At 69.5% G+C, this 15,657-nt stretch carries 13 protein-coding genes; 7 read left to right on the top strand and 6 right to left on the bottom strand.

The window, feature by feature from the left end; genetic code table 11:
- Nucleotides 1-9: 9 nt before the first annotated feature.
- Nucleotides 10-780, top strand: coding sequence for an alpha/beta fold hydrolase (locus ACIBG5_RS06335; protein ID WP_396390438.1), 771 nt, complete (start codon nt 10-12; stop codon nt 778-780).
- Here ACIBG5_RS06335 and ACIBG5_RS06330 read toward each other — a convergent pair.
- Nucleotides 774-2,651, bottom strand: coding sequence for a propionyl-CoA synthetase (locus tag ACIBG5_RS06330; RefSeq protein WP_396390437.1), 1,878 nt, complete (start codon nt 2,649-2,651; stop codon nt 774-776). The two genes, ACIBG5_RS06335 and ACIBG5_RS06330, sit on opposite strands and share 7 nt — an antisense overlap.
- 51 nt (nt 2,652-2,702) lie before the next feature.
- Between ACIBG5_RS06330 and ACIBG5_RS06325 the strand changes: the two genes are divergently transcribed.
- Complete coding sequence (locus ACIBG5_RS06325; protein WP_396390436.1) at nt 2,703-3,623, top strand: threonine/serine dehydratase; 921 nt, start codon at nt 2,703-2,705, stop codon at nt 3,621-3,623.
- Here ACIBG5_RS06325 and ACIBG5_RS06320 read toward each other — a convergent pair.
- Complete coding sequence (locus ACIBG5_RS06320) at nt 3,616-4,239, bottom strand: rhomboid family intramembrane serine protease (RefSeq protein ID WP_396390435.1); 624 nt, start codon at nt 4,237-4,239, stop codon at nt 3,616-3,618. The genes ACIBG5_RS06325 and ACIBG5_RS06320 overlap by 8 nt on opposite strands.
- An 82-nt stretch (nt 4,240-4,321) precedes the next feature.
- On the opposite strand from ACIBG5_RS06320, the gene ACIBG5_RS06315 reads away from it, so the two are divergent.
- The gene (locus tag ACIBG5_RS06315; protein WP_396390434.1) at nt 4,322-5,551 is read left to right on the top strand and encodes a Cmx/CmrA family chloramphenicol efflux MFS transporter; all 1,230 of its coding nucleotides are present in this window, start codon (nt 4,322-4,324) and stop codon (nt 5,549-5,551) included.
- On the opposite strand, the gene ACIBG5_RS06310 is transcribed toward ACIBG5_RS06315, so the two are convergent.
- The gene (locus ACIBG5_RS06310) at nt 5,493-6,908 is read right to left on the bottom strand and encodes an APC family permease (RefSeq protein WP_396390433.1); all 1,416 of its coding nucleotides are present in this window, start codon (nt 6,906-6,908) and stop codon (nt 5,493-5,495) included. The two genes, ACIBG5_RS06315 and ACIBG5_RS06310, sit on opposite strands and share 59 nt — an antisense overlap.
- Nucleotides 6,909-7,026: 118 nt before the next feature.
- On the opposite strand from ACIBG5_RS06310, the gene ACIBG5_RS06305 reads away from it, so the two are divergent.
- Together ACIBG5_RS06305 and ACIBG5_RS06300 are read left to right on the top strand one after the other, a co-directional pair.
- Nucleotides 7,027-7,986 carry a DUF389 domain-containing protein gene (locus tag ACIBG5_RS06305; RefSeq protein WP_396390767.1) on the top strand — a complete coding sequence of 320 codons (960 nt, stop codon included), beginning with the start codon at nt 7,027-7,029 and terminating at the stop codon, nt 7,984-7,986.
- 190 nt (nt 7,987-8,176) lie between these two features.
- Complete coding sequence (locus ACIBG5_RS06300; RefSeq protein ID WP_396390432.1) at nt 8,177-9,124, top strand: transcriptional regulator TrmB; 948 nt, start codon at nt 8,177-8,179, stop codon at nt 9,122-9,124.
- Between the two features lies 1 nt (nt 9,125).
- Here the strand turns inward: ACIBG5_RS06300 and ACIBG5_RS06295 are convergent, their stop codons facing one another.
- The 3 genes from ACIBG5_RS06295 to ACIBG5_RS06285 form a co-directional block, all read right to left on the bottom strand.
- The gene (locus tag ACIBG5_RS06295) at nt 9,126-9,755 is read right to left on the bottom strand and encodes an HNH endonuclease family protein (protein ID WP_396390431.1); all 630 of its coding nucleotides are present in this window, start codon (nt 9,753-9,755) and stop codon (nt 9,126-9,128) included.
- Between the two features lie 113 nt (nt 9,756-9,868).
- Complete coding sequence (locus ACIBG5_RS06290; protein WP_396390430.1) at nt 9,869-10,627, bottom strand: YaaA family protein; 759 nt, start codon at nt 10,625-10,627, stop codon at nt 9,869-9,871.
- Entirely contained in the window at nt 10,627-11,571 is a 945-nt protein-coding gene (locus tag ACIBG5_RS06285) for an aldo/keto reductase (protein WP_396390429.1), read from the bottom strand. The genes ACIBG5_RS06290 and ACIBG5_RS06285 overlap by 1 nt, the downstream gene beginning before the upstream one ends.
- Nucleotides 11,572-11,605: 34 nt before the next feature.
- On the opposite strand from ACIBG5_RS06285, the gene pepN reads away from it, so the two are divergent.
- On the top strand, nt 11,606-14,062 hold the full coding sequence (gene pepN / locus ACIBG5_RS06280) for an aminopeptidase N (RefSeq protein WP_396390428.1): 2,457 nt from the start codon (nt 11,606-11,608) through the stop codon (nt 14,060-14,062).
- Nucleotides 14,063-14,250: 188 nt separating this feature from the next.
- A complete protein-coding gene (gene sepH, locus ACIBG5_RS06275) occupies nt 14,251-15,612 on the top strand; it encodes a septation protein SepH (protein ID WP_396390427.1) in 1,362 nt (453 codons plus the stop codon).
- Nucleotides 15,613-15,657: the final 45 nt, after the last annotated feature.

Genomic DNA, 15,657 nt, shown 5'->3' with positions numbered 1-15,657 from the left:
ACTGCTCCTGTGCCGCACGCAACAGCCGCCGACCGGAACCGGATCGCGTACCAGGTCCGCGGCGACGGGCAACCACTCGTCCTGCTGGCCGGCCAGGCCAACAACCACACCTGGTGGGACCCGGTCGGGGCCGACTTCGAGGCGATGTACCGGACGATCACGCTGGACTGGCGCGGCACTGGGGACAGCGACAAGCCGGACGAGGTCTACAGCACACCCGGCTTCGCCGAGGACGTGGTCGCGGTGCTCGACGACCTCGGGTTGCCGGCCGCGCATGTGTACGGCACGTCGATGGGTGGTCGGGTCGCGCAGTGGATCGCGATCAAGCATCCAGACCGCGTCAACAGGCTGGTGCTCGGGTGCACATCACCCGGTGCCAAACACGGCTACGAGCGGAGTCAGGAGATCCGCCGGGCTCTGGCCGACCCGCAACGTACCGAGAGAGTGCTGCTCGAGCTCATGTACACGCCGGCGTGGCTGGCCGTGAACCCCGCGTCGCACCCGGTGCTCGGTGACCCTGACATGCCGGCGTACGCGAAGGGGCGGCATCTGGTCGCGAGCAACAGGCACGACGCGTGGGACGGGCTGCCGAGCATCAGTGCGCCGACGTTGATCCTGCACGGGACCGACGACATCTTCAGCCCGGTCGCCAACGCGCAGCTCCTCGCGGACCGGATCCCCGGCGCCCGCGCAGAACTCATCCAGGGCGCTCGACACGCGTACTTCCACGAGTTCCGGGCAGTCGCCGGCCCGCTGGTACTGGACTTCCTGGCTCACTGACTGCGCAGGATCGGGCGGAGCGCGTCGAGCACGCTCGCGTCCTCGATCGTCGACGGCACCGCTTCGTCCCGCCCGTCGGCGATTCCGCGCATCGTCTTGCGCAGGATCTTCCCCGACCGCGTCTTCGGCAGACCGTCCACCACCGATACGTCCCGGAACGCCGCCACCGGCCCGATCTCCCGCCGTACCGCTGCCACCAACTCGTCCCGCAGGACATCCTCCGGGATGTCGGCACCAGCCTTGAGTACGACGAGACCGCGCGGGACCTGGCCCTTCAACGCGTCACGTACGCCGATCACCGCACACTCGGCGACCGCCGGATGAGCCGCAAGGACTGCCTCCATCGAACCGGTCGACAGGCGGTGCCCGGCGACGTTGATGACGTCGTCGGTGCGGCCCATCACGAAGATGTAGCCGTCCTCGTCGAGGTACCCGGAGTCGCCGGTCAGGTAGTAGCCGTCGTACCGGCTGAGGTAGTTGTCGATGTAGCGCTGGTCGTCGCCCCACAGCGTCGGCAGCGCGCCCGGCGGCAGCGGGAGCTTGATCGCGATCGCTCCCTCCACGCCCGCCGGCTGCGGCGTCCCCACGGCGTCCAGGATCTGCACATCCCACCCTGGCACTGGGACCGTGGCCGAACCCGGCTTGGTCGGCAGCGCCTCGAGTCCACGCGGGTTCGCGGCGATCGGCCACCCGGTCTCCGTCTGCCACCAGTGATCCACCACCGGTACGCCGAGATGCTCGTGAGCCCAGTGATACGTCTCGGGATCGAGCCGCTCGCCGGCCAGGAACAGAGTCCCGAAGGCGCTCAGGTCGTACTTCGACGCCAGCTTGGCCTCAGGATCGACCTTCTTGATCGCCCGGATCGCGGTCGGTGCGGTGAACAGGGCCTTCGCGCCGTGCTCGGAGATGACGCGCCAGAACGCACCGGCGTCCGGCGTACCGACCGGCTTGCCCTCGTAGAGCACTGTGGTCGCGCCGACCAGCAGCGGCGCGTAGACGATGTAGGAGTGGCCGACGACCCAGCCGACATCGGATGCGGTCCACCACACGTCACCCGGACCGATGTCGTAGATCGCGCGCATCGACCAGGCCAGCGCGACCGCGTGACCACCGTTGTCGCGGACCACGCCCTTCGGTTTCCCCGTCGTACCCGACGTGTAGAGGATGTAGAGCGGATCGGTCGCGGCGACCGGGACCGGATCGGCCGGCTTCGCCGCGGCGGTCAGCTCGGCCCAGTCGAGGTCACGCTCGCCCAGCTCGGCCAGCGCGGTCTCCCGCTGCAGCACTATGGTGTGCTCCGGCTGGTGCCGGCTGAGTTCGAGAGCCGCATCGATGATCGGCTTGTACTCGACCACGCGCGTGGGCTCGATGCCGCAGGACGCGGCCACGATCACCTTCGGCGTCGCGTCGTCGATCCGCGCGGCGAGCTCGCGGGGTGCGAACCCACCGAACACCACCGAGTGGATCGCGCCGAGCCGCGCACACGCGAGCATCGCGACGGCGGCCTCGGGCACCATCGGCATGTAGACGATGACACGATCGCCCGTACCCACACCGAGCGATGCGAGCGCCCCGGCGAACCGCGCAACCTCGTCCCGCAGTTCGCCGTACGTGTACGAGCGACCCGTGCCGGTGACCGGGGAGTCGTAGATCAGCGCGACGCGGTCGCCGTTCCCCGCCTCGATGTGCCGGTCGAGTGCGTTGTACGACGTGTTGAGCTCGGCGTCCGGGTACCACCGGTACAGCGGTGCGCCCGAGTCGTCCAGTGCCCGCGTCGGCGGCCGGGTCCAGGAGATCGCCTCCGCGGCCTCCAGCCAGAACCCGTCCGGATCAGCGAGACCCCGCCGGTAGCTCTCGTCATACGCGCCCATTTCTGGTGGCCTCCCAACCGTCGGCTTCTCTCATCGTGGCAGGGTTGGGGCATGACGGTAAGAGTCGATGAGGTGCGGGCGGCGGCGGAGCGGATCGCCGGACGGGTACGACGGACTCCGGTGATCGAGGTGGCGCCGGGCCTGGTCTTCAAGCTGGAGCTGCTGCAGCACACCGGCTCGTTCAAACCGCGCGGCGCCTTCAACCGGCTCCTGGTCGCGAAGGAACGCGGTGAGCTGACCGGGCAGGGCATCGTCGCGGCGTCCGGCGGCAACGCGGGTCTGGCCGCGGCCTACGCCGCCCGCGAACTCGGCGTACCGGCGCGGATCTTCGTTCCGGTCAACGCGCCCGCCCCGAAGGTCGCCAAGCTCCGCACGCTCGACGCCGAGGTGGTCCAGGTCGGGAACGAGTACGCCGAGGCGTATCAGGCAGCGGTGGAAGCGCGGGACGAGGGCGACGCGCTGCTGCTGCACGCCTACGACCAGCCCGAAGTCGTGGCAGGTCAGGGCACCATCGGGCTGGAACTGCTCGAGCAGGCCGGATCCTTCGACACCGTCCTGGTCGCGGTCGGTGGCGGCGGACTGATCGGGGGGATCGCGACGGCGATCGGCGACAACGCGCAGGTGATCGGTGTGGAGCCGGAGTTGTCGGCGACCCTGCATCGCGCACTGGAGGCCGGCGAGCCGGTCGACGGGCCGGTCGGCGGCGTGGCGGCGGACTCGCTCGGTGCCCGGCGGCTTGGTGATCTCGCGTTCGCGGCCGCTCGCGAGCACGGCGTACGATCGCTGCTCGTCGACGAGGAAGCCATCGTTGCTGCTCGTAACGAGCTCTGGCACGACTACCACCTGGCCGTCGAGCACGGCGCCGCCACCACGTACGCCGCGCTGAAGTCGGGCGCCTACCGCCGGGCCGACGGCGAGCGGATGGTCCTGGTGGTCTGCGGAGCCAACACGGACCCCGCGACGCTCACCTGACCGGTTTGGCCGGCCTGCGCTTGGACCGGTCGTCGGCCAGGATCCAGGCGGCCAGGACACCGGCGATCGCGCCGAACAGGTGTCCCTGCCAGGAGATCCCGTCCTGCGGAAGCAGCCCGCCGAGCAGCGCGCTCCCCCAGACCAGGACGACCACTACGCCGACCAGCACCTGGCTGATCCGGCGGTTGAACAGTCCGCGCATGATCAGGTAGGCGGCGTACCCGAAGACCAGACCGCTGGCGCCGATGGTGACCGTGTTCGGCGGCGAGATCAGCCAGGTGCCGAAGCCGCCGATCACGGTCACGATGGCGGTCACTGCGAACAGCCGGGCCGCACCGCCGACGGCGATCAACAGGCCGAGTGTCACCAGCGGCAGCGTGTTCGAGATCAGGTGGCCGAAGCCGAGGTGCAGGAACGGCGCGGTGATGATGCCGATCAGCCCCTGCGGATCACGCGCGATGATCCCGTACTGATCCAGCGCGCCGTTCGTCGCCGCGTCGATGATCTCGCTGAGCCACATCAGCCCGACCAGCACGCCGAGCAGCTTCAGTCCGCTCCCGATCCGGGCAGCGTCGACCGCCCCACCGGTCCGCTTCGCAGGTATCTGGGAGCTCATGTAACAACGATGCCGTATCCGGCCAAGTCTCAGTCCTTGACGAGCGCGGCGACAGCACACAGTGATCTCTGCGATACTCCCGGTGGCTATCGAGGTGAGGTGGGGGAACGCGATGCCGGTTGCCGTCTATGTGCTGGGCTTGAGCATCTTCGCGCAGGGAACGTCGGAGTTGATGCTCGCCGGTCTGCTGCCCGAATTGTCGGGCGATCTGCGGATCTCCATCCCGGCCGCGGGCCTGCTGATCTCCGCGTTCGCGCTCGGCATGCTGCTCGGTGCGCCGATCCTGGCGGTGGTCACGCTCAAGTGGTCCCGGCGTACGGCGTTGCTCGTGTTCCTCGGTATCTTCGCGGCCACCCATGTCGCGGGGGCGTTGACCCCGAACTACGCGATCCTCCTGGCCACCCGCGTCGTCGGCGCCTTCGTGTACGCCGGTTTCTGGTCGGTCGCGGCCGTCACAGTGGTCGCACTGGTGCCTGTCGACCGGCGGGCTCGCGCGATGAGCGTCGTCACCGGCGGCCTGACCATCGCCACCATCGTCGGTCTCCCGATCGGCACGGTGCTCGGGCAGCACCTCGGCTGGCGATCGGCGTTCTGGACGGTCGCCGGTTTGTGTGTCCTCGCGATGGCCGGTGTGTTCGCGACCATTCCCGATGGCAGGCCGGACCCGGAGAGCGCGCCGCGGCTGCGCGAGGAACTTCGCGGGCTCCGCCACGCCAGACTCTGGCTGGCCTTCGGCACGACCGCACTGGTCACTGCCACGATCCTGGTGGTGTTCAGCTACCTCGCTCCCCTGCTGATCAACACCACCGGGCTGACGCCGAGCGCCGTACCGGGAGTCCTCGCCCTCTACGGTCTCGGTTCGTTCATCGGCATCACGCTCGGCGGGCGGACCGCGGACGCCCTGCCGTTCCACACCCTCTTCGTGGGCATCACCGGTTTGGGCATCCTGTCCGCGGTCCTCGCCCTGACCGCGACGAATCCCGTCGTCACCCTCGCCGTGGTCGTCCTGCTCGGCGGCTTCGGCTTCGCCACCAACCCGGCGCTCAACGCCCGTGTCTTCAGCCTGGCCGGCGACGCCCCGACCCTGGCGACCGCGACCAACTTCTCCGCGTTCAACGTCGGCATCACCGCCGGGCCGTGGCTCGGTGGCCTCGCGATCGACGCCGGCGCCGGCTACCCGGCACTCGGCTGGATCGCGGTGGCCACCGGGCTCGCGGCCCTCGCGACGGTGGTCGTCGCAGCTTTCCTGCCGGTCAGTTCACCGGACCACTCGGGTCGATATGGCTCGGATCGAACTCGGCGTGCCGCTTGAACACGTACTTGTTCAACAGCCAGGTGATCGCCCACAACGCGACGCCGATCAGCATCAACCACCCGGCGATCTTGTAGTCCGCCGAGTCGCGCCCTGACAGCGGGCTGGCCAGGTACACGCACAGGATCACACCGAGCAGCGGGAGCGCGGTCGGGGCGTGGAAGTGCTTGTGCTCGACCCGATCCCGGCGCAGCACCAGCACGGCCACGTTCACGATCGCGAACACGCACAGCAGCAGGAGCGCCGTCGTCCCGCCGAGCGCGGCCAGATCGGCGTACCCGATCAGGACGAACGCGAGGAGCGTCGTGAACAGGATCGCGATCCACGGCGTCCGGCGCCGGCGCAGCACTCGGCCGAGCGGACCCGGCAGGACCTGCTCGTGCGACATGCCGTACAGCAGGCGGCTCGCCATCAGCATGTTGATCAACGCCGAGTTCGCCACCGCGAACATGGTGATCCAAGCGAACAGCTCGAGCGGGAAGCCCGGCGCACCCGCCTGGACGACCTTCAGCAGCGGGGTCGCGCCCTCGTTCAGGTCTTCCGGTGAGACCAGGGCGACCGCGGAGATCGCGACCAGCACGTAGATGACGCCGGTGATGCACAGGCCGGTCAGCATCACCTTCGGGAAGATCCGGACCGGGTCCTTCGTCTCCTCGGCCATGTTCACCGAGTCCTCGAAGCCGACCATCGCGAAGAACGCGAGTGCGGTCGCCGCGGTGACCGCGCCGAACGGCGACTCACCGGACGGGACGTTGAACTCGGTCAGCCGCGAGGTGTCGCCGTCGCCGCCGGCCAGCGCCCACGCGCCGATGCCGATCACGATCAGCAGACCGCTCAACTCGACACACGTCAGGACGACGTTCGCCTTCACGCTCTCGCCGACGCCGCGCAGGTTGACCAGCGCGATCAGCGTCATGAACGCGAGCGCGGTGATCATCAGCAGCGACCCGCGGTCCGGATCGATGTCGGCGGCCGAGAAGAAGTTCGCGGCGAACGCCTTCGACGCGCTCGACGCCGAGGTGAGACCGGAACACATCACCGCGAACGTGAGCAGGAAGGTGAGGAAGTGGATCCCGAACGCCTTGTGCGTGTAGACGGCGGCGCCGCCGGCCTTCGGGTACTTCGTGACGAGTTCCAGATAGCTGGTCGCGGTCAGCAGTGCGACCACGAACGCGCACAGGAACGGCAGCCAGACCGCCCCGCCGACCTCGCCGGCCACCTTCCCGGTCAGCGCGTACACGCCGGTACCCAGAATGTCCCCGACCACGAACAGGAGTAGTAGGCCGGGTCCCATGACCCGTTTGAGTTCAGGACGCTCGCCGGTCTGAGGTGCGGCGGCGCTGGGGCTTTCGCTCATCGTCGTCCTCCCTGGAATTCGGTGCGTCAGTCGACCACATTCCGGGGTGCATTCGCCACAGCCTGCGACCAAGGCCGTGGCCGGAAGGTGACCGGCGGCCTGGGAGCATAGGCCCGTGATGCACCTTCGTCTCATCGTCCCACCGGATCGCACCGGCCGCGTCCTGGACGCGCTCGTCGACGATCCACGGGTGACGAGCGTGGTCCGGCTGCCCGGCGCCGCGCAGCGACCGGCCGGCGACGTGCTCGAGTGCGACGTGACCCGGGAGGCGACCTCGGACATCCTCGCCTTCCTCAAGGCTGAGGGCCTGTACGACGAGGGTTCGGTGGCGGTCGCCGACGTCGACGCCGCGCCGTCGCGGAACGCTCGCGAGACCGAGAAGGCCGCCCCCGGTGCGCCGGACGACGCGGTCATCTGGGACGCGGTCGTCGACCAGGCCTACAACGAGGCCAGCGGCTCCTGGGTCTATTACGCCTTCCTCACCCTGGCGACCATGATCGCGTCGGTTGCCGTGGTCACCGATTCGTCCATCCTGGTCGTCGGCGCGATGGTCGTCGGCCCCGAGTTCGGAGTCGTCGCCGCCCTCGCCGTCGGGCTGGCCATGCGCAACCGGGCCCTGACTTGGCGGTCCCTGCGTCTGCTGGTGCTCGGATTCGTGGTGGCCATCGCACTGGCGACAGCGGCTGCCCTGCTGGCCCGTGCCGTCGGGTGGATCGATGCCGGGTCCGTCACTGCGGACCGTCCACTGACCGGGTTCATCTGGCGGCCGGACAAGTGGTCGGCGGTCGTCGCCGTTCTGGCCGGCTGTGCTGGGGTGCTCTCACAGACCGCCGGACGGTCGAACGCGCTGGTCGGCGTCTTCATCTCGGTCACCACGGTGCCGGCGGCCGGCGATCTGGCCCTGTCGCTCGCGCTGTGGGTGCCGAGCCACATCGGCGGCGCAGCAGCGCAGCTCGGCATCAATCTGGCCGGCATGACGGTGGCCGGTGTCGTCACCCTGCTCGTGCAGCGCGTGGTCTGGCGGATCTATCTGCGGGTGAAGGGGCGAGGTCAGGCGGGCGCGCGCGTTGAGGCTTGACCGGACGTCCCCTGTCCGATCCGCGCGCGCCCGGCAGACACAGTCGTACCCCACTCGGGGTGGATTCGCACCTGCGGATCGCCTGACGTATGCCGGACATGGCGCGAAGTCGCCATTAACGGGAAAACGATTCCACCTGCATCCAGGAGACGGGATAGCCTGTCCGGGATCCGGGCGATGGGAGGGACGGATGCTGGAGACGGTGGGGGTCGATCCGCCTGACGAGGAGGCGTACCGCGCCCTGCTGACCGCGTCCGGGTGCGGGATCGCCGAGCTGGCCAAGCTCCTCGACCGCGACGAGCGCGAGGTCGCCGCGACCGTCGAGCGGCTGGAGACCCTCGGACTGCTCACCACCACGTCGGACCATCCGATGCGGCTGCTGCCGACCCGTCCCGACGTGGCCGTCGACACCTTGGTCGCCGTACGTCGTGCCGAGCTGGACCGGGTTCGCGCCGAGGCAAGGGTGTTGCTGACGGAGCTGCGAGCGCAGGAGCAGCACCGGCCGGAGAACCTGGTCGAGGTGATCGTCGGTCAGGAGGCGATCGCCGCCCGGTTCGCGCAGTTGCTCAACGGGACCCGCGAAGAGTTGCTGGTGCTCGACCGGCCGCCGTACGCGTCGAAGACCGGGGAGTCGGAGCCGCGGGTGCACAGGCTGCTCAGCGACGGTGTGGTTGTCCGGGGCATCTACTCCCCCGACTCACTCGATCGTCCCGGCGGTGTCGACCAGGCCTACAGCGCGGCGGACGCCGGTGAGACCTCGCGGGTCCATCCGCAGCTGCCGATGAAACTCGCCGTGTTCGACCGCCGGGCCGCTTTGATGCCGCTGGACGTTGACCAGCTGGTCGACAGCGCTCTCGTCGTCCATCCGTGCGCATTGCTCGACGCACTGGTCGAGATGTTCACACTGTTGTGGGACCAGGCAGTTCCGGTAGTGCCGGTGGTCAAGACCGACCCGCTCGATGCGCGGCTGATGACGCTGCTCGGCGCGGGCCTCAAGGACGACGCGATCGCGCGGCAGCTCGGGCTGAGCAGTCGCACGGTCGGCCGCCGGGTGGCCGAGCTGATGGAGACGCTGGGCGCGCGGACCCGGTTCCAGGCCGGCATCCACGCCCAGCGTCGCCATCTCCTCGAGGACTGAGTCAGCAGGCCGCGAGCATCTGCTGCAGCGCGGTCTTCTCGGCCGACTGCAGCGACAGGCCGTAGGTGTACTTCACCCAGATCCACTCGCGGGCGTAGATGCAGTGCACCGAGGCGTTGGTCGGCTTCCACTCGGACGGGTCCTTGTCGCCCTTGGACCGGTTGCTCGACGCCGACACCGCGATCAGCTGCGCGATGCTCAGGTCGTTCGCGAACTGCTGGCGGCGGGCCGTGGTCCAGCCGTTCGCACCGGACTTCCACGCTTCGGCGAGCGGGACGATGTGGTCGATGTCGACGCCCGAGGAGTCGTTCACGTAGGTGGCGTCGTACACGCTGTACCAGCGACCGGTGGTCGGCTGGCAGCTGCTGTCGACGGTGACGCCGATGCCGTCGCGCTTGAGCACTTGTTCACGGGTGTCGCAGCTACCGGACTGGGTGATCCAGTGCGGGAACAGGTCCCGGCTGTACCCGCTCGTCGAGCCCTCCGTCTTCACGGTGAGGCTCGCCAGCTGGGTGGCCGCGGTACCGGCCGACGGCGGGTCCGGTGGGTAGGCGAGCGCCGGTCCGGCGCTCAAGGTGAACGCCGCGGTCGCGGCGACTGCTGTCAGTGCAGCGGTGATCGAACGTCGCATAGGTCAGGCCTCCGAGGGTGGGGCGGAATCCCCCCTGACGTACTGCCCTCAGCCTTCCCCGATCACAGGCGGTAAGAAACCACTCACCGGTGAAGGGCGTGTGAACGGTCCGGTCAGTCGTGCTCGACGACGGTGAGTGTCCAGCCGGGGCCGGTGCGGTCGAGTTCGGCGTTCCAGCGCTCGCTGACCAGCTTGTGCAGGGACTTCGGGGTTCCAGGGTCCTTGCCGGACTCGAGCAGGTGCCGCGCGACCAGGCCGCGGGTGTGCTTGGCCATGTGCGACACGACCGTCCGGACACCGTCGCGTTCACGGACGACGTTGACCGAGACCCACTTGGCCGCCTGGTCACCGCTCGGGCGCCACGCGGCGACGTACGTCGATGAGCGGCAGTCGACGATCACACCGCTGCTCTCCGACAGCACGGCCGCCAGCGGATCACGCCAGACCGACGCCAGCGGTCCATGACCGGGCAGCGTCGTACCCATCGAGAGCCGGTACGGCGGTACGCGGTCGGCCGGCCGCAACGCGCCCCAGGCCGCGGACACCACGAGCAGGCGGCTGCCCGCGCGGCGCTTGGTGCCCGCGGACATGCTCGCGTAGCCGAGAGCGTCGTACAGGACGCCGGAGTAAAGCTCGGACACCGGTACCGCGGGCTCGGTGCGCCAGCGGGTGTTGCGGTCGACCTCACCTTGCAGCGAGGCGCCGACGTCCAGAACGTCGTACGCGTCGGAAGACGCAGACACCTTCGCCAGCGTCTCCAGGACCTGCTCGCGGACGGGGTTCAGCTCCGGGAACGAGAGCGTCGAGAAGTCGACGGCGCGACCGCGGGACCGCCCGGTCTTGCCCTCGGACGGCGGCAGCAGAATCAGCATCAGGTGAGCTCGTCCAGGGCGGCCAGGTCGGCGGCGGTGGGGTCCCACAACCCGGCCGCGACGTTCTGCGCGATCTGCTCCGGCGTGGTGGCGCCGGCGATCACCGAAGCGACCGCGGGCTGGGACGCGAGGCCGCCGATCGCGACGTCGATCATGGTCAGGTCGCGCTCGGCCGCGAACGTCTCCAGTGCCTCGATCTTGTCGAAGTCGGCGCTGACCAGACGGTCCGGCTGTGTCGCCAGCCGCGTCCCGGCGGGTGCCTCCTCGCCGCGCTTGTACTTGCCGGTGAGCAGGCCGGAGGAGAGCGGGAAGAACGGCAGTACGCCGATGCCGAGGTGCTCGCACGCGGGCACCAGTTCGTCCTCGACCTCGCGCTCGAGCAGCGAGTACCGGTTCTGGGCGCTGATGAAGTGCTCGAGGCCGGCGGTCCGGGCGGCCCAGTCGGCGTCCACCACCTGCCAGCCGGCGAACTGGGAACTGCCGATGTACCGGACCTTGCCCTCGGCAACGAGCTCGGACAGCGCCGCAAGGGTCTCCTCGATCGGAGTGACCTGGTCCGGCAGGTGCAGCTGGTAGAGGTCGATCCAGTCGGTGCCCAGCCGCTGCAGACTCGATTCGACCGCCTTGCGGATGTACCGGCGGGAGGCGCGGGCACCCCAGTCCGGGCCGTTCACCCCGTGCATGTCGCCGCCGAACTTGGTCGCGATCACCACCTCGTCGCGCCGGCCACCGAGGGCTTTGCCGAGCAGCTCTTCACTGAACCCGTGCTCGCCCTGGTAGACGTCCGCGGTATCGAACAAGGTGATGCCCGCGTCCACCGCGGCGTTCACCACCACGTCTGTACGGGTCGCATCCAGCCGCCGCCCGAAGTTGTTGCAGCCGAGTCCGACCACGCTCACAGTCAGCCCCGAGTCACCCAGTTGCCGGTACTCCATCTCACTCATGTGCTCAGCCTAATCACGGCATACAGTGGCCCTCATGCCGAGTCTCACCGTGGACGGCGCCCGCACTCGGGCCGCCGCACTCTCCGTCCAGTCGTACGACGTCGATCTCGACCTCACCCAGGGCGAGCGCACGTTCGGGTCCACCACCACCATCAGGTTCAACGCGTCGGATCAGACGACGTGGCTGGACGTGCAACCCGACGAGCTGCTGTCGGTGACGCTGAACGGCGCACCGGTCGACGTCGCCGGGCTGAACGACGGACGGCTCGAGCTCACCGGCCTGCAGCCGGACAACGTGCTCGTCGTCGCTGCCTCGATGGCGTACTCCCACGACGGTGAGGGACTGCACCGCGCGGTCGACGCCGCCGACGGTCTCGTCTACACCTACGCGATGTCCTTCCTGGACGCCGCGCCGCGCATCTTCGCGTGCTTCGACCAGCCCGACCTCAAGGCGCCGTACCGGCTGAAGGTGACCGCGCCGCCGGAGTGGCTGGTGCTCGGCAACGGAGCCGCGACCCAGGTCTCCCCCGGTCGCTGGGAGCTGACCGAGACACTGCCGCTGTCGACGTACTTCGTCACCGTCGTGGCCGGGCCGTACCACCAGCTGACCGATTCCCACGACGGGATCGCGCTGAGCGTGGTGTCGCGGCAGTCGCTGAAGGAGGCGCTGGACCGCGAGGCCGAGGACATCTTCCGGGTCACCAAGCAGGCCTTCGACGAGTACCACCGGATGTTCGGCTACCGGTACCCGTTCGGCGAGTACCACCAGGCCTTCGTGCCGGAGTTCAACGCCGGCGCGATGGAGAACCCGGGTTGCGTGACGTTCCGCGACTCGATGGTGTTCCGCTCCGCGGCGACCGACGCCGAGCGCGGCCAACGGGCCCGGACGATCGTGCACGAGATGGCGCACCAGTGGTTCGGCGACACCGTCACGATGCAGTGGTGGAACGACCTGTGGCTGAACGAGTCGTTCGCCGAGTACATGGCGCACCGGGTGTCGACCGCCGCGACCGACTACCAGGACAACTGGATCGATTTCGCCTTCATCCGGAAGTGGTGGGGTCTGCAGGCCGACCAGCGTTCGTCGACGCACCCGGTCGCGGCCGACGCGGTCAAGGACGCGCAGGCCTCCCTCGACGACTTCGACGGCATCTCGTACGCCAAGGGCGCGGCGGTGCTGAAGCAGCTCGCCGCCTACCTCGGTGACGACATCTTCCTGGCCGGCGTCAAGGCGCACATCGTCGCGCACGAGTTCGCCAACGCGACGTTCGCCGACCTGCTCGCGAAGTGGACCGAGGCCGGTGCCGTCAACCTCGACACCTGGGCGCAGAACTGGCTCCGCACCCCGGGCGTCGACACGATCAGCGCCGTCCGCACCGAGACCGGCATCAAGCTGCGCCGCGTCGCGCCGGTCGCACACCCGGCGACACGACCGCACAAGCTGACCGTCGGTGGGTACGACGCCGACGGCCGCGCGACCACGGTCGACGTACTGCTGGTCGCGGACGAGGTGGACGTGCCGCTCGACTCGTCGGTCGCGGTGGTGATCCCGGACGCGGGCGACGACACCTGGGCGAAGATCCGGCTCGACGCGGACAGCCTGGCGAACCTCGCGACGGTGCTGCCGAAGATCGAGAGCGGGGTGACCAGAGCCGTCGTACTGAACAGCATCCGGGACGCGGTCGCGGACGCCGAGCTCGACCCGAAGCTCGGCTTCGAGGTGCTGCTCAGCATGCTGCCCGGCGAGACCAGCGACATCGCGGTCTCGTCGATTGTCGGATGGGCGCAGAGCCGGCTGCTCGGCATCTACCTGCCCTACGAGCCGTACCGCGGCCGGCTGGCCGACGTACTGGCCGAGCGGCTCCGGTCCGCGCCGGCGGGCAGCAGCCTGCAGCTCGCGGTGGCCCGCGGCCTGGTCAAGCTGACCGACGACGTGGACCTGCTGCAGGGCTGGCTGAGCGGCAGCGACGTACCCGAAGGACTCCCGGTCGACGCCGAGCTGCGCTGGATGGTGACACTGCAGTTGGCCCGCCTCGGCGCGATCGGCGATGCCGACATCGACGCCGAGCTCGCTCGCGACAACACCTCCGAGGGTGTCGTGCACGCCACCGAGTGCCGGGCCGCGTTGCCGACACCGGAGGCCAAGGAGCGGGCCTGGGCGATCATCATGGCCGACGCCGACGTCGCGAACTACGAGCTGTACGCCGCCGGCACGGGCTTCTGGCACCCGGCGCAGGCCGAGCTCACCGCGCCGTACGTCGACCGGTTCTTCGCCGAGATCGGCGGCACCGCCAAGTTCCGTTCCGGCTGGGTCATCGGGACCAGCGCGCATACGTCGTTCCCGCGGTACGCGATCGACGAGCGGGTGGTCGGGCTGGCCGGTGAACTGGCCGCCGACGATTCGGTCGCGGCCGGAATCCAGCGTGCTGTCGGCGACGACGCCGACGACATCAAACGCGCTCTGGCGGTCCGTTCGGCGTTCGGTGACTGAGTACTGAGTCGCGGTCACACCGTGTTGTGACTACTGTGACTGGTGTGATCACAAGGACCCTTGTGAGCAGGCAAGATGTGATTTCGTGACAGAACCTCCACAATGACCGGGCGGCACGGCGCGCCGGTCTTGGTCAGGCAGCACGTCACGGGAGAGACTGTCGAGAACCGCACAGGAGAACAAAGGCAATGCGCGAGGCGAGGCTCGTCGGTCTGAGCCAGGATGGCATGCAGCTCATCCTGGCGCTGGCAGAGACGGGTGAGGAGTTCGCCGTTCCGGTCGACGACCGGTTGCGTGCGGCCCTGCGCGGCGACCGTGCCCGACTCGGCCAGCTGGAGATTCAAATGGAGAGCGCGCTGCGCCCACGAGACATCCAGGCTCGTATCCGCGCCGGCGAAAGTCCCGAGGCGGTCGCGGCCGTCGCCCAGATGCCGATGGAACGCGTGATGGCGTTCGCCGGTCCGGTCCTGGCCGAGCGGGACCACATCGCGAGCCTCGCGCAGCGCGCCTCCGTCCGTCGCCGTGGCGGTGCCGACGCCCCGACCCGCAACCTCGGTGCCTGGGTCACCGAGCGGCTCCGCACCCGCCAGGTCGACCCGTCGTCGGCCGAGTGGGATGCCTGGCGGCGTGACGACGGCCGCTGGGCGGTCCGGGTCTCCTACTTCGTCGCGGCCGAGGACGCGGAAGAGCAGAAGGAAGAGAAGATCGCGATGTTCGCGTACGACGCTCCTGGTCGGTACGCGGTCCCCGACGACGACGAGGCCCGGTGGCTGGTGGGTGAGCAGGCGCAGGTGCTGCCGCCGCCGGTCCAGCCCGAGCACCAGCCAGGCGAGCGCCGGCTGAGCGCGGTGGCCGACATCGACCTGTCCATCGCGCCCGACCACGGGGCCGACAGCTACGAGGCCGGCTTCGAGGACACCGTCAGCCTGCCACGGCGAAACCAGCCGGTTTCCCGGGAGGCCGGCCATGACGGCCACACCACGCGCGACGCAGAGCGTGGTCCGCGCCGGGTGCACTCGGTGCCGGACCCGGACGAGGAGCCGACGCTGATCGACGTACCGGTCGAGCAGCCGCCGACGCTGCGTCCGGCCGTGCGTGCCGTCGAGCGTCCCACTCAGCTCCCGGCCGAGGCTGCCTCGATGGCTCCGCCTGAGGAGCGTGCTGCCGCGCGCGAGAACCCGTTCACCGAACGCCGCGCCACTCCGGATCGCACTCCCCCAGCTCCTGTGCGCCAGGCACCCGAGTCCCGCCCCGCCGAGCGCCCGGCTGGTCGCACTGCTCCGGCGGAGCGTCCCGCTCCGGCCGATCACCGCTCTGCGCCGACCACTCCGGCACCTGCCGACCCGACGCCGTCTCCGATCGAGGCACCCGCGCCCAAGCAGCCGGCCACCACCGAGCCGCCTGCCGCGGCCGCCGCCGACGCCGACGCCGTGCCTGCGGCGAACGAAGAAGCTCCGGCAGAGCCGAAGAAGAAGCCGGCCCGCCGCAACGCCAAGCGCGCCAGCGTCCCGAGCTGGGACGAGATCATGTTCGGCAAGAAAGCCGACTGATCCCGCCGTCGCCTGACCCATCACGGACTGTTGTCCCAGATGGCG

The sequence above is a fragment of the Kribbella sp. NPDC050241 genome, assembly GCF_044459685.1.
Lineage (GTDB): Bacteria > Actinomycetota > Actinomycetes > Propionibacteriales > Kribbellaceae > Kribbella.
The sequence above is the reverse complement of the archived record's forward strand: the minus strand, read 5'-3'. Positions and strand labels throughout refer to the sequence as shown.